The 14730-nt window shown below is 64.2% G+C and carries 6 protein-coding genes; 4 read left to right on the top strand and 2 right to left on the bottom strand.

Annotated elements, in window-relative coordinates; genetic code table 11:
* Positions 1 to 464: 464 nt before the first annotated feature.
* Complete coding sequence (locus QQ657_RS15260; RefSeq protein ID WP_284742792.1) at positions 465 to 1256, top strand: hypothetical protein; 792 nt, start codon at positions 465 to 467, stop codon at positions 1254 to 1256.
* 52 nt (positions 1257 to 1308) lie between these two features.
* Here the strand turns inward: QQ657_RS15260 and QQ657_RS15255 are convergent, their stop codons facing one another.
* Entirely contained in the window at positions 1309 to 6015 is a 4707-nt protein-coding gene (locus QQ657_RS15255; protein ID WP_284742791.1) for a DEAD/DEAH box helicase, read from the bottom strand.
* On the bottom strand, positions 6012 to 9254 hold the full coding sequence (locus QQ657_RS15250; protein WP_284742790.1) for a hypothetical protein: 3243 nt from the start codon (positions 9252 to 9254) through the stop codon (positions 6012 to 6014). Before QQ657_RS15250 ends, QQ657_RS15255 begins: the two co-directional genes overlap by 4 nt.
* 1000 nt (positions 9255 to 10254) lie before the next feature.
* Here QQ657_RS15250 and QQ657_RS15245 point away from each other — a divergent pair.
* The 3 genes from QQ657_RS15245 (at position 10255) to QQ657_RS15235 (ending at position 14729) form a co-directional block, all read left to right on the top strand.
* The gene (locus QQ657_RS15245; protein WP_284742789.1) at positions 10255 to 10506 is read left to right on the top strand and encodes a hypothetical protein; all 252 of its coding nucleotides are present in this window, start codon (positions 10255 to 10257) and stop codon (positions 10504 to 10506) included.
* Positions 10507 to 10836: 330 nt separating this feature from the next.
* On the top strand, positions 10837 to 11475 hold the full coding sequence (locus tag QQ657_RS15240; RefSeq protein ID WP_284742788.1) for a hypothetical protein: 639 nt from the start codon (positions 10837 to 10839) through the stop codon (positions 11473 to 11475).
* On the top strand, positions 11472 to 14729 hold the full coding sequence (locus QQ657_RS15235; protein ID WP_284742787.1) for an ATP-binding protein: 3258 nt from the start codon (positions 11472 to 11474) through the stop codon (positions 14727 to 14729). The genes QQ657_RS15240 and QQ657_RS15235 overlap by 4 nt, the downstream gene beginning before the upstream one ends.
* Position 14730 lies beyond the last annotated feature (1 nt).

Genomic DNA, 14730 nt, shown 5'->3' with positions numbered 1-14730 from the left:
CAGGCCCACAACGTTTCACAACCCGAACTCTCGGGTTGTTGGACACGAACCAGTGGTTCGTGTCCATTTTGTTATATGTGGTCTTGTGGGCCGCGCCGATGCATGAGTTGATCAGTCATGTGGTGGGTAGATGCGTCTGTGCTCGCGGTACTGATCACGCAACTCTCCGGTCCCAAGTTGGCTCACGTTAGTGTTCTCATCGACGAGGATGCCGAGGCGTGGTCGCGGGGCCAGAAGGCGGCCTCCGAGGATCCGTCTCAGCCGACCTCCCCGAGCGCGCCCCGGTCACCGAGATCGATAGCCTCGCCGGCCCCGCCTGCCTACCTGCACCAGCGGGGCGCCGGACGCTGCGCGGCATTCCTGAGCCGCAAGGACACGTAGGTGGCCAAGCTCGATCGGTGATGCACGCTGTCACGGTCCGCCAGTGCAACGCCCTGCCGGGGTCGTCAGGGCAGGATAGGAACATGAGCGGCGCGATTTTATATGACGGCTGGTGCGGCGAGCCTATTGCGTGGGCCCGACTCGGTGATCCCGTTATCGGGCAAGAGTGGACCGAGCATGGCTCGGTGGCCGTGACTAGTCGGTTGTCCCCAGCTGAGGCGCTTCGTAAGTACGGTCCCATCACTGAGCTGGTGGTTGGCCGCAACGGCGGCTTTGAGTCCGTCACCTACGGCGTGACCAAATTCGTCTCCCGGTTCCTGGATCCGCGAGGCACGGGTCTGTATGACGACACTGTTGTCGTCGTGCACGACCCCACTCGGGACAATTACGAGTGCCCGGTCTGCCAGGCTGCGCCCGGCGAGCAGTGTGTGAACAAGAAGAAGCAGCCGTGCGGAACACACAACAAGCGGTCTCAGGGGCGTTCGCGATGGGAGATCGAGCAGGCTGATGCGGCGGCCCGAAAGTCGCGCGAGGAAGCGGAGGCTGCCGAACAGTGGCAGCGCGAGATGGCCACGCCGCCGACTCTCGGCGCGGTGCTAGAAGTCAAGCGCTGGATGCTTGCTGATCAGGCGACATCCGATGTTGCCGACCGATACACTGTCGAGCTTACCTACGCCAACCGGACGGTTCAGGCCACCGCGGACAGCGGGGAACGAGTGTTCTTGGCCCGCAACGAATACACCGGTGGTTGGCACGTCATCTGTGGTCAGCCGACGTCTATGCGCCTGCCGTGTCGGGGAGGCGGTGCTGGCGTGCCGTGCAGGGTGCGACACAAGCCAGGGTTGCACCTGCGCGAGGACTCGGAGTGGACCTGACGCGGCAAGCATGCCACCCGAATCTATGAGCCAATTCGGGTTTCACGACCCCTCAGATAGGACGGAGGGCGAATTTTGCGTCAATCTGACCGGTGTCATCGATCAGTCGGCGAAGTATCTGCTCGGCAGCTCCCCGTGACAGAACATCGTGCTCCCGCTGGTTGCTGTAGCTGCGCAGGCAGCCATAGCACGAAGTCTCGGGCCCGCAGTCGCAGAGGCTAACACGTCGAAGGGCGGCGTTGAAAACACTTTCGAGGCGTTGCTCGATCATGAGGACATGGCCTGCTCCGCCGGGCACGGCGTCGAAAAGGACGATCTCCCAGCGATCGATCCCAGTCGGAGTGAGTGAGCCGCCTATGTCGTCGCGACCAATCTCGAGCGTTTCGCATGCAGCTTCGACGATCGCGTAGAGCACTGAGTGCCATGCGGCCTGGTTGCCGACGAATCCAGCGACCCGGAGATCCAGCGTCAGGAGGTCTGTTTCGTAGGAGTGAGCGAGATCGAGCGGGTGCTGGGGCCCGTTGCAGTCGATGTCTCGGAGGAGATGCTTGTGCGCCGGACCTTTTTGCGGGCTGGCGACGCGAGCGGAACCGTGACCGCACCAGTCGCAGATCCAGAACCCACGGCCTCCTGGCCCGTCGGCAACAGCGATCAGCCGTCCCCGGGGACCGACTCGAACATTCGCGGATCCGCCCGGGAGCCGGAGCTGTCGGGTCTTGCCCTCGGGCGGATGCTTAAGGATGTGAGTAGCCCCGCTCCACGAGCGCATTGGCGGCCGCGGTCCAGGGTTCTTCGGCTCCTTGTCAGCGACAAATCCGAACTCGGGAATCGTGAGCTTCCGGGGGGTCGCCTCTGCGGCAGCTCCGCAGTAGGAGCAGGTCGTGTCGACATCCGCGACCGCTTGTCGGAATCCGCCGCATCGTTTGCAGACGTAGTAGTTGAACTCTTCGAGATCTCGGCCAGGAAGTCGGTAGATTCCGCGTGATGTCCAGAGTTTTCCTCCGGCGACAAGGGTAGCGTCGGGTGCGTACTCATGGATGGCGGCTGAAAGGTCGCGAGTCAGGTCGAGGCTCGACCCGAGATGCTTGCCTAGGCCGAAGGCAGTTCGAAGCTCGACGCTGTCGGTGGGGAAGCCGTACTTGGGAAGGACGTTGTGGTTGGCCAAGAAGCCGAGCAAGTCTCGTCGACGTAGCGTGTTGCCGACTTGCTGGTATCGCTCGGCCAATTGGAAATTCTTGGCTTCCGCTGCCTCATCACGCAGGTGTTCGAGTTCCGACACGTCCGCAGCGAGCTCACGGCGGACGTCCTCCAGAAGATCAATGAGGTGCGACGCCCAGATCCCGCTCTCGACGCCGAGCTCGTGCGCGATCTGCGCTGGCAGGATCCGCATCAGGGACTTGGTGATCTCAGTTGGCACCGGGGAGAGAAATCCCTTGATCAGACTGACCGTGGGCGCACTCTCCTCGTCAGGCAAAAAGAATCCGCCAGCAGTGCGCTCGATCTTGTTCGTCGACGCGAAGTGCCAGCGGAAGAATTCGGCCAGCGCCACCGAGTGTGCGTGCCGACGATTGATCCGGGCGTTGACGAGCGGTACGTATGGTGCTCGAATCACACCGGACATCATCACCTCCGGTTCGGCAAAATGCGTCAGGTCATGGCTACGTCGATTCGCATATGTCACCACGAGCGCAGCTGACCCGGCGCGTCGGCCTGCTCGGCCAGCCCGCTGGATGTAGTTGGCGGTGTTCGGCGGCATGTTCCTTAGCATCACTGCCTGAAGCTCGCCTACGTCGACACCGAGCTCGAACGTCGTCGAGCATGATAGTGCGTTGACGCGGCCGCGGATAAAGTCTTGCTGGATGGAAGCCGCCTCGACGTTCGACCACTGCGCGGTGTGTTCTTTTGCGGACAGCGGTACGGCGTTCATCGACCTGTAGATCGATCGATAGTGGTCGATATCGTCGTCCAGATCTAGTGAAACGAACGGCGCCAGCGTGCCGTCGCAGCTCAATGCCGGGCAGACGCCACGCACGGTGAATGGGGAAATGCGCCGGCAGGTGGTGCACTGATGGACTGGATTTCGTTCGGAAACCCACGTTAGTCTCAGCAACTCGTGGTCTACCTGGTAGGCGACGCCCAGCGCATGTTCCGTTGATGACCGAAGCCAGTCCACCGGCGAATTCGGATTGGTTAAGAACGCCCAAATGCCCTTCAAGAGAGCGATCGCGTCGGTGTCCACGTTCAGGGCTGTGAGAACTCGGCGGGTGTAGTCAACGCGACGGTTGGTTCCTTTCCCTGGCAGCCAGGACAAAACCTTGCGAACTGATTCAGGTCCAGACAGGCGGGCGCGGATCGGCCCGAGGCGAGGTGCGAATATTTCGTGGTTGGGCGGTACGTCCTCGGGCATGCTGACCGCGCCCTGTTGACGGAGTGTTCGGACGAGTTCCTGCAGGAAGGCCCATGCCTCACCGGGCCCAAGGCCAAGATCCAGTAGGGGTTTCGGGACTTGCCAAGACCTGTCGCGGTACAGGGCGATGCTTGCCAAGCCAAGCCCCTCTAGCGACTGACGGTCGTCGGTGGCGAGGATCTCAGCCATGACCCATGGTGCGACTTGGCGGAGTTCCTGCTGGGCGGTCAGTCGACCAGGGAAGACTCGGGTGCGCTTGGCTGCCTTCCTCGTTTCGAAACTCAGGTCCTCGATGCCGACCGGTTCTTCATCTGCGCCGGAAGCAATCAATCCCTGCGAGATCAGCCGCCGGCGCTGGAGGCGCAGGTAGGAGTCTTCGAGGTAGGGGGCGAAGTAGGCGGCCGCCTGGCGACTGTCGCTGAACGCGAGCAGCTTGCGCCCCTCGCCCGGGAGATCCGCTTCCCTCGGGTCCGATCCCGGTGGAAGGCATTGATAAAGCGACGTTGTGATTACGGCTCCGCTGGCGTCTGCGCCAGTCTCGAAGATACGTACGGTGCCAGCCCCCCGTGCTCCGCAGACGAGGCAGCCGGCGATTTCGTCACCCTTTTGGTTGAGGCGCCGCACCGGCCTTAGGTCGCTGGCTCTGCAGCTTCGGTCAGCGCAAGCGGTAGCGCGCGAGTCGTTGAGCGAACCGCATTTGGCGCAGAGTTTGGCGTTGTTTCCCGTGACCCCTCTACCCTCGTCAGCTACTGCTTCTTCGTCTTCGTCGATCAGCTCAGGCTGATCACCGAGTACGAGCCATGTGCCCTTTTCGGTGGCCTTGCGAGGACGGAGGCGGACGACGCCGTCGACGATCTCCGGTGAGCCCACGATGTGCACGGCGCCGCATCGCTTGCAGGACCCCAGCTCGAATACTCGGGTGTCGCATTCGGGACACAGGTCGTGACGCGCGAGATGCACGTGAGGGCCATTGGGGCTCAGGCAGGTGAAGGCGCCCTCAGTTGCGCGCAGGAACAGGTGATATCGAGCGGAAAGAACTGCGGTGCCGTCCTGGTTCCTGAGGCTGCTCGCGACTTTGACCGCGGCGGCGAGCCCGGCAGGCCCGTGCGGATCTTCGCCGAATACAGCTTCTACAACCGAATCGAACCTCTTCGGACCGCTGGCCAGCGTCGACCGGAGCGTCGCGAGAGCCTGTTCGTGGCTCAGCGCGACAGTGGCACCCGCACCGGGGCTCGAAGAGAATCCAGCTTTGCTCGCGAGCGCGCCGATAGCCGCATCGTGGTCTGGCTCGTCGAGGAGTTGGATGTAGTCGGCTGCCGTGAGCGGTCCCCAATATGGGCCTTCCGGAGCTGGGAGCCGCTCGGCGGTGATCAAGTCTTGCCTCGACGGGTCGCCGTCGACCGACTCAAATGGTTGGTCGAACAGGCTGGACGCGAATTTGGTCACTGTTGACGGCTCGGAATCGCCGCCGACGGTCGCGGATGTCGCGATGCATTGAAGGGCGGAACCCGGAGCGACTCGGTCTCGGACGCGGCGCAGAAGCATCGCGATCTCGGCGCCCTGCGTACCGTCGTAGACGTGCGCTTCGTCGACAACGATGAAGCGCCATGTAGAGGTGCCCCCGGAGCCGAACAGCTGCAGGTCGCTCGGGCGCAGGAGCAGGTACTCCAACATCGCATAGTTCGTCAGCAGCAAGTGTGGCGGCGTCGCTCGCATCTCTGTACGGCTCAAGAGTTCGTTCGGGAGGATCGGCTCACCGATGTTCAGCTCGCCGAAGCGCTCGCGAGCTTTGACCGGGTCGTGCTCGGTGTCGCCGGTATAGCGCCCGAACGTGATTGCCGGGTAGGTAGCCAGGAGCTGGCGCAGACGTTTCAGCTGGTCATTGGCCAGGGCGTTCATCGGGTAGAGCAGCAGCGCGCGGACGCCTGGGCCTAAGGTTCCCTCTGCGTCTTCCCGCACGAGCCGATCCAGGATGGGGAGCAGGAACGATTCCGTCTTGCCCGAACCCGTTCCCGTTGCGACGACCACATTGCGCCCAGCTGCAACCTTGCGGATGGCGCGCTCCTGATGCACGTAGAGCGGTCGATCCATTGGCATCGCGTTGCTGGCGAGCCGCGTGAAGCCGGATGCGAGAACGCCCTCGTCGATCAGCTCGTGAGCCGTGGCTCCGGGAGCATACGGCGGGGTCGCCTCGAGATAGGGGCCCTTGTCGAGGAGACTAGTTGTGTCGATCGCCCGCCGTAGCGCTGCGTCGAGCAGCGGGTCTCGGACTGCCAGAAGTGACTGCAGATAGCGTCGGTATGTCGCCTTGATCTGTGCTGATGTTGCGACGGCGTCGATGCTTCGCGTCATTTGGCTACCTCAGAGTTCCGGGCGGAGATGCTGGCGACGAGCAATTCGGCAAGGATCAGGTCAGTTGCCACCAGCTGGGGTACGACCTCGCCTAGGTCGCTCCACCAGCGCCGTTGCCGCTCAAGCCAACTTGAAGCAACTCCGTGGCCCCGGGCGGCGTGCCGCGCGGCGAGCGCGCATCCCAAAGACAGGGACGGCACCACGCGCCATCCCGAGATCGCCGTGGCGTGGCGGCGTGCGTCGAAGGCAGCCGTGGTGGTCGGGTCATTGATTATCCGGAGCAGCCGAGTCATCTCTTCGTAGATTCTTCGCGAGTTGGCGATGAGCCAATGCAGCCGTGGGTCCTTGCGTTCCCTCACCAGGTCCATCGTTCCGATCACACGGGAGTCGCCGCTGAGCAAGCCGTGCGGCACAAGTCCTGCTTGACGCACGAACGCTTCTCGCATGGCCGAGGCTTCGTCGTACAGATCGGCTGCCGCGTCCAGCCGTCCCGCGGTAGCGACGGGATCTTTGCCTGCGAGGATCTCGGTTACCCGAGCGCCGCACACGGTGGCTGCCGCGTCGATTTCTTCTCGAGACCACCCTGCGTCGGCGGCTGAGAGCAAGGCGGCAGGCAGTGCACCACGGACCGACCACTCGGGAGCCCGGTCGTCATGCGCCGCGATGAGGTTTGCCCGCACCAAGCCGGATTCGATGAGCAGAGACGAGATTGATGACCCCGGCGCTTTCGACGCGGTGAGCGAGAGAAGGGCGTCGCGAGGGGAGGAGTAGACGGCCGCATCGATGGCTCTGCTGACGGCTGTCACGCGATCACCTAAGGCGAGGGCGCCGATGAGTCCGCGTACCGACCACAGTCGGCTGAAGTCAGTGATGCGTTCAGGGAACGGGCGCACGCCGGCGAGGTATGCCGAAAGGGCGTTCTCCTCCGGATCGTCCTCCGCGAGCCAACCGTCAGCGTCGACGAACGAAGCTGTTCCTCGTGCTGGCCAGTCCGGCACGGGCTCCGGCACCCACGCGTCGTCAATCCGGACGGTGACGATCACCGGGCCCGCGTCGCACAGCCAGCGGGGAAGTGCAGCCCGGCCGTGGACGACGGGAAGAACCTCGGCCTCGCGCCACGGGGCACGCAAGGAGTAGACGAGTGCCATGAGACCGTCGACCTCGACGGATTGGCTCAGGATCAGGGTTCCTTCATGGGCGGTGATCTCGCGATACAGCCGCTTCGGTCGGATTACCGCGACCTGCAGTGCACCGTCCGCACTGAGACACAGCCGGACGTGTGGGTGGGCGGCGATCGTGTCTGCGAGCTGGGCGAGATTGAACCGGTAGACACCGTTACGACCGACGCTTGGAGCGAGGGTTTGAAGCAGCCCGGTCGTTCCCAGCACGTGCAGCGTCGGGTCGGCCGAGACGCCGACATTCACAATGAATGTACCGGGAGATTCGCGGATATCCTCGCCGAATAGCGTCACCGGCCGGATGGACGCCATCGACGCGCCAGCTTTCGATTCATAGGCGACCGACATATGTGGCGGTGTGAGCTGAACGCGACATGCAGTAGTGCCCGCCGACAGTAGGACCGTGGCACCACGTTGCCGCTCGCCTAGGTCGGTTCGTGACCTGCTTACGGTTAGGTCAGGCGGTGCATCGACGGTGACCGCCACCGGTTGTAACCCCGCTGCGGTGAGTCGACGCCAGCTCGGGTCGAAGTTGACGGACAGGCCCTCAGCGATGGCGAGCGTACGGGTAACGCCCCGGCCCCATGGGCCTCGAACACGCACGGTGAAAGTTCCCAACAGCGGCCGCGGCAGCCGAGCCCAGATCTCGTTCGGGTTCCAGCTGTCGTCCTCGGTGCTCCACTGTGCGAGCGTCTCGCCGTCGCAGTCGCGGATGTCAACTCGCCAACCAGCGTGTCGGAGATCGTCCGGCAACTCGATCGACGGGACGCCGGCGTACACCGGCATTCCCGTTGTCGTGCGGACGCCGAGCGTCAACTCCATCGCTGCGACCCGAGCCCCAGTGTGGTTGCGAACAGTGTGGACGGCGTCGGATCCAGCGAGCCGGACACTCTGGGCGCGAGCGAGATCGACCAGCAGCAGGCACCAACCGGACCAGCCCGGGGGGAGAGGACTTTCCGAGAGTCTGGATACGTCACCGGTGACTTCGAGCTTGTCCGGTTCATCGCCCGGGAACAGGACCCACACGAGCCCCGCTGGGAGGGGGCGGACAGGAGACAGGCGGGCGCCATCTTCCCCGAAGAAAATTGCCGGGTCGTTGTCATCAACGACGGAAAGGTTCGCCTGGAGATGCTCCTTCCCCAACAGCGCTGCCGTCGCCAACCGAACGGGCTTTGGAATGACGACATCGGTCTGTGGTGCCGGTTCGTTCGCGCCAGGCCACAGAGCTTTCGTCGCAACACGCTGAACGTCTGCGTCAAGCCCGACGTTCCAGACCGCGGTTCCGTCGGGCGCATCACCGACTGGTGGCAGTCTCAGGAGGACGCCACGGCCGAACGGGTCGATCACGAGGTGGGGCTGCACCTCAGGTACCTTCGTTGGCACACTGACGTCCGCAGGTGCAATCTCTCCGCGTTCGTTGAGTTCGAGGGCCTTGAGGCGGAATCTTTCGGGCAGTTGCACATCGAGGCCGTCGCCGCCGGCCGATACTGCATCAAGCAGATCGAAAACTCGATCAGTGACATCGGCTGCGAACTCGCCGCCGTAGCGCAGGAAACGTTCGACAGGCTTGTCCACGTTGTGGAGGTGACGATCCGTCGCCCGCGAGGCGACCCATGCCAGCAACTCTGCCGCTGTTGACCCCGGCGACGCGGTCCGACGCTCGGTGACCATCCGGAAGTAGTTCTCCAGACAGTTGGTCGGAACGCCGCAGTGCAACAGCATCCGGCCCACGTATCGTTGCCCCGCTTCCTCGCCTTGTGCGACGAAAGTCGGCATCCCAAGTCGCTCGAGGTTGCGCAAGAACGCTCCACCCCATTCAGGGTTGAACGCTTGGCCAATGTCGCGATCGAGGAACGATCTAAGGTGCGGCCAAAGACCTGCGTGGTCATATCGTTCGGCAGCGACGAACGCGGTGGTCACGACATGCACGGCCGGCCACCGTCGTAGGAGCCGCTGTCGGTCTGCCCCGTCCAGGCCCGAGTACCGACCGCCGATCAGCTCCAGCGCTGTCGCGCAGTCGCGCGAGGAGATCGAGTCAAGCGCCTCGGCGACCAGCGACACGAGGCTCAGCCGTCGTCGCCAGTTGAGGTCAAGATCGGATAGGTACTCCTGCGCGGACCTTGTGCCGCCTGCGCTAACGCCCGTCATGCCAGTCCCCAGCCGGTCTTGCCGTGTGGTACCAGTCATGGTTGCGGACCTGCTCGACAGGCTCGCGAGATTGGTACTGCGGCATCGACGCATCACTGTGACCGCTCGGCGTCGGGGCGGCGTCGGCGCGGACCACTCCGCCTATTTTCATGAACGCATCTCCCTAGCCCGTCCGACCTATGTCACAGTCGGTGACCCGCCGATCGAGTTTGTCTCAGTGCGGTCCTAGTTGCGTCCGCCGGAGGGGTCACGGTGAACAACGTCCGTGCGCCGGTCAGCGTTACCATTAGTTGCCGAATCGCTGTTATATGGTCACCGGTGGTGGGTCGAACTGCCTGAGCCGATACGGCGCAGCCGACGACGTCCTTGACCGTGGCGACGGCTTGCCGGCTGGCGTAGTACTACCTCCGGGGCGAGGTGACAGTTGGACTGTGGATTTGGGAGCGTCGAGACTCACCTACATCGGCAGGCGGGTCAGCCTTGGCCGTTGCACTGGTGACGTCGCGCCCAAGGAGGCGTTTGGACGGTGTCCAAAGCGACAACGACGTGATCACGGCTGCGGCAAGTCGCAGCCTGTAGCCCCGCGAGTGATCTGCTAGCGCTGGCCCGATGTTCGTGTTGACGCCCCTGGCTCTGCGGTATGAGTGACGATTCCGGCGTCAGGCGCCGTCCTCGGCGGGAGCCCCGTCGGCCTGCCAGCATGACGTCAGGTCATTCCGACGTGGAGTGACCAACTGCTACTACGTGCGCGGGGTGCGGTCGCTGGACCATCCGGCTCGGATGATCGAGACGAGCGTCCGTGAGCGTGCTGTGCTGATGAAGGTTCTTGCGGAGGGTCTCTGCGGAGGTGGGTCGCTGGTGGGCGGTCCAGTGGCGGGCGGTTTCTTGCCAGGTGCGATCAACCAGGTCGTCGTTGGACGTGATGGCCGCCGGTCGGCTGCCGGTATCGCTGGCCGGTCCTTCGTTCGGCCTGGTCGCGACGGTGTCGAAGGCGGCTTTAGAGTCGGCGGCGCAGCGGCGGGCCGGGTCATCGGACATCACTTGCCTCGGTGGTCACCGTGGTGCGGGGCGCCTGGGTGTCGCGCATGGTGACGTCGCGTTCGAGGAGCCGCGTACGCACGGTGTCGGCGGTGACGTGCATGCGGTTGCCGATGCGGGCGAGTGACCAGCCTTGGCGGTAGAGGTGCTCGGCGTCGTCACTCTAGTCGTCGGTGAGGCCGCGCCTCCTTCGTCGTCGCGGTGAAGGGTGGTGAGCCAACCGAGGACGGTGCGGCGCCACGGAGCTTCCACCCGCATGGCCCCGGAGCATGGGAGGCCGTCTTGACCGATGACAACGCCGACCGGGTTCGTGTACTTCCGGGCGTTGGCTCGTGCGCCGGCCCGTCCCCAGTTACTCCTTTCGTGTCAATGCCCAGCATCAAGGCCCATCGGGATCAATGCGTCATTCCGGCGACGACTCTCCCCGTCATGTCGGTATCCAGGTAGGTTCGGACCCATGGCGGACCCGCACCTCACCCTGCCGGAACGATCCGCGCTGCTCGCGCTGATGACCCTGATCCGCGAGGCGTCGAATGCCAACCTCACCGACGAACTGGGCATCAAGATCAAAAAAGAGGAGAGGCAACACCTGGTCGAATTGGGCTACATCAAGGCGTGGCAGACCGGTCGATACCGGGCATGGGTGCACGAACTGACCGACGAGGGTTGGCGGCGCTGCGGTGACGAACTGGGCAGCCCCACCCCGAAGGGCGCACCAAAAGCCACCCGGCTGCAATACTCGCTGACCCGCCGGTTCGCCGCTTTCATGGCACGATCCGACCTGCGTATCGCGGACATCTTTGTCCTCGACGACGAGTCGACCGCCCCGGTCGCTGACATCACGGACCGAATCCGCGCCGCGTACACCGAATTGGCTACCGCCCCTGGTGCCGGTGTCAGCCTGACTCGGCTGCGGCGCGCCTTCGCCGACGTGGCGCGTTCCGACCTGGACGCCGCCCTTCTGCGGCTAGCCCTGGAACCGTCAGTGCGGCTCAATCCTGAGTTCAATCAGAAAACCCTCACCCCGGCCGACCGGGCCGCCGCGCTGCGCACCGGCGGAGAGGACGTGCACCTGCTGTCCATTGAACAGTCATGAAGGCGATCGAACGCGACGCACTGGCGGAACTGGCCAAGACCAACTGGGCGCCCACCAGGGAAAGCGTGTGGACGGAGCCCGAAGCGCACGTCGACGGTCTCAACGATCGGGCGTTGCGGACGGTTATGGCTGGCTTCGCTGACGCCAAGGCTAGTGATGCGGAGAGCCCGATCGGCGTGGTCGTCACCGGACGGCCCGGTTCGGGCAAGACCCATCTCGTCGCCACCGTGCGGAAGCGAGTCAGCGCGGCAGGCGGCTACTTCTTCGCTCTTGAACTACGGCACGAACGATCTTTCTGGCAGAAGGTCGTGCTCGACGTGCTCAGCGGTCTGCTCCAGTTCGGCAGTGACGGTTTGGAACAGGGCGTCATCCTGCGGCGGGAGCTGTCCCGGAAACTCAATTTGCCCGAACCCTTGCATCGGCAACTCGTGGGACTGGGCAAACCAACCCGGGCCGGACTTGATGACATGGTAGGGGCGCTGGATCAGGTTGATCGGCGGCTCGCATTCGAATGCGGGCACACCCTGCGAGCCTTGGCGTTGCTGGCCAGCGATTCGGTGACGACCAGGGAGGTCGGCATCGCCTACCTTTCGTCGGAAAGCGAAGCGGTAGTTGGCGAACGAGCCGAATGGGGCCTTCGCGCCAATGCTAGGACATCGCACGAAATGGTCGGTGAACTGTTCAAGTTGATCGCGCTCACCGGGCCAAGTGTGATCGCGCTGGATCAAATCGATACCCTGATCAAACAGTCGGAACGAGGAGCCGACAGCGCCACATCTGAAGCCGCGTCCGACGCTATTTCGGACTCGATAGGATTGCCTAGGCGGCGGCTGTTCGAGGATGTCGGCAGCGGGCTCATGGAGTTGCGCGAAGCCACCCGCCGGTCACTGGTTCTGGTAGCCTGTATGGACTTGGTCTGGCAGGGCATCCGGGACTATGCGCCGGGCTCTGTCGAGCAACGGTTCCGCCGTGCCGAGCAATTGGACACCATCCCGGCGGCGGCGGTCGGGCAGGCGCTTATAGAAAGACGGTTCGCGCTCAAATTCGAAAAGGTCGGCTTCGTTCCGCCCTATCCGAGTTGGCCAATAAGGTTGGAGGCGTTCGCCGACGCGGTCCGGTTCACCGCTCGCGGCCTCATTCGCCGGGTCGACACCCACGTCCAGGTGTGTCTGGACGCGAATGAGGTCACCGAACTGAGCAGCCTCGCCGAGTCGAGCCGCGCTGACGCAGCCGCGCCGCGACCGGGGCCTGCAATGGTTCCGGTCGATCATGGCGCGCTCACCGAGATAGACCGACAGCTGGCGGCCCTGGTGAACGATGTCAACATGATCGCGGAGATCGACAAGGCGCTCGACCCGTACCAGGAGGATCAGCGCATACCGGACCTCTTGTGTCCCGCCTTGAATCGGTGGGTTGCCGAACAGGGCGAAGAACGCTTCCAGTACGAGGTGCCTACGGAAACGATGGCCGCCGGCAATCCGGCCCTGCACGCCGAACTGCGACGGACCTTGGACGAGAGCACCGAGGACAAGATTTATTGGTCGTTTCGGGCGATCGCGTGGAGTGACGGGCGAGCGGTGATCAACCGGATTGACCGAGTCCTGAATACCACCGGCCTGGACGTGGTGGCGCCGAAACGTAAAGTCTACCTATTGCGCACCGGCGATTGGTCGAACGGTCGCAAGACCCGACAGAAGGTCCAGGAATTCGAGACGGCGGGCGGAGTCGTGATCCGACTGCCAAGGGAGACATTGGAGATTGACTTCCGCACGTTCGCGGCATTGGAGCGACTAGCTGCGACCCAGCCACCGGCCCAGTTCAACGCATGGTTGCTCAGTCGCCGCCCGGCCAGCCACACCGCCTTGCTGCGCGAGGTGTTCGGCGACCCGCCGGATGACGCGGAGCCACCGGGTCCCGAACCCGAACCGACCCCTGAGCCGCAACCGTCCGATGTGTCCTGGCCGATGGCCGACCCGGACACCACCAACCCTGCCACGGCCATATCAGGTGGGGTGACGGTGGACCCGGTGACACTGCACGTTGGCGACCGGATGGACACCGGCGCGGCGGTGACGATCGCGTTGGAATCGTTGCGGAAGCACACGGCGATTTTTGCCGGGTCCGGGTCGGGTAAGACGGTGTTGATCCGCCGGTTGGTCGAGGAATGTGCGCTGCGTGGCGTGTCCGCGATCGTGCTCGACCCCAACAACGATCTGGCCCGGCTCGGCGACTCGTGGCCGCAGCCACCGGATGCCTGGGGGCCCAACGACGCGGTCCGCGCCGACGACTACCTTCGCAACACCGACGTCGTGCTCTGGACGCCCCGTCGGGAAACGGGCCGGCCGTTGACGTTCCGTCCGCTGCCCGACTTCGCCGCGGTCGCCGACGACCCGGACGAGTTCCGCCAGGCCATCGACACGGCTGTCGCCGCGCTCGCACCACGCGCCCGCGCCGACGGCGCAACCGCGAAGGCCGAGCGGTCCCGCGCCGTTCTCAACCAGGCGTTGCAGTACTTCGCGTACGAGGCCGGCGGCGGGCTCAGCCATTTCTTGGACCTGCTCGGTGACCTGCCCGATGACGTAACACCACTGGCCAAAGCACATGAAATGGCCGCGGACATGGCGCAGACACTACGCGCGGCCATGATCAACGATCCGTTGTTCGGCGGCGTTGGCGAGCCGGTGGACCCGGGCGTGCTGCTCACCCCGGCGGCTGGCAAACGCGCCCGGATCTCGGTGATCAGCCTGATTGGCTTGCCCGCTGAGGAACAACGGCAGAGCTTCGTCAACCAACTCCAGATGGCCCTGTTCGCCTGGATCAAGCAGCATCCCGCCGGCGACCGGCCACTCGGCGGGCTGCTGGTCATGGATGAGGCGCAGACCATCGCTCCGTCCGGTTCGCTGACCGCAAGCACGTACAGCACCCTTGCGTTGGCCTCGCAGGCCCGCAAGTACGGGCTCGGCCTGGTGTTCGCCACGCAGGCGCCACGCGGTATCCACAACCGGATTTCCGGCAACGCCGCCACGCAGTTCTTCGGCTTCCTCAACAGCCCGCCGCAGATCGCTGCAGCCAAGGAAATGGCAGCCGCGAAATCCAGTTCGGTGCCGGACATCTCCCGGTTGAGCGCAGGCCAGTTCTACGCCGTCGCCGAGGGTTTGGCGTTCCAGAAGATCCGCACCCCAATCTGCCTGAGCTACCACCCGCCGAGCCCGCTGACCGTCGAAGAAGTCATCGCCCGCGCTCGGCAGGACTGAC

Source organism: Amycolatopsis ponsaeliensis, assembly GCF_030182635.1.
GTDB classification, from domain to species: domain Bacteria; phylum Actinomycetota; class Actinomycetes; order Mycobacteriales; family Pseudonocardiaceae; genus Amycolatopsis; species Amycolatopsis ponsaeliensis.
Note: the sequence above shows the minus strand (reverse complement) of the source record. Positions and strands in the feature narration are given on the sequence as shown.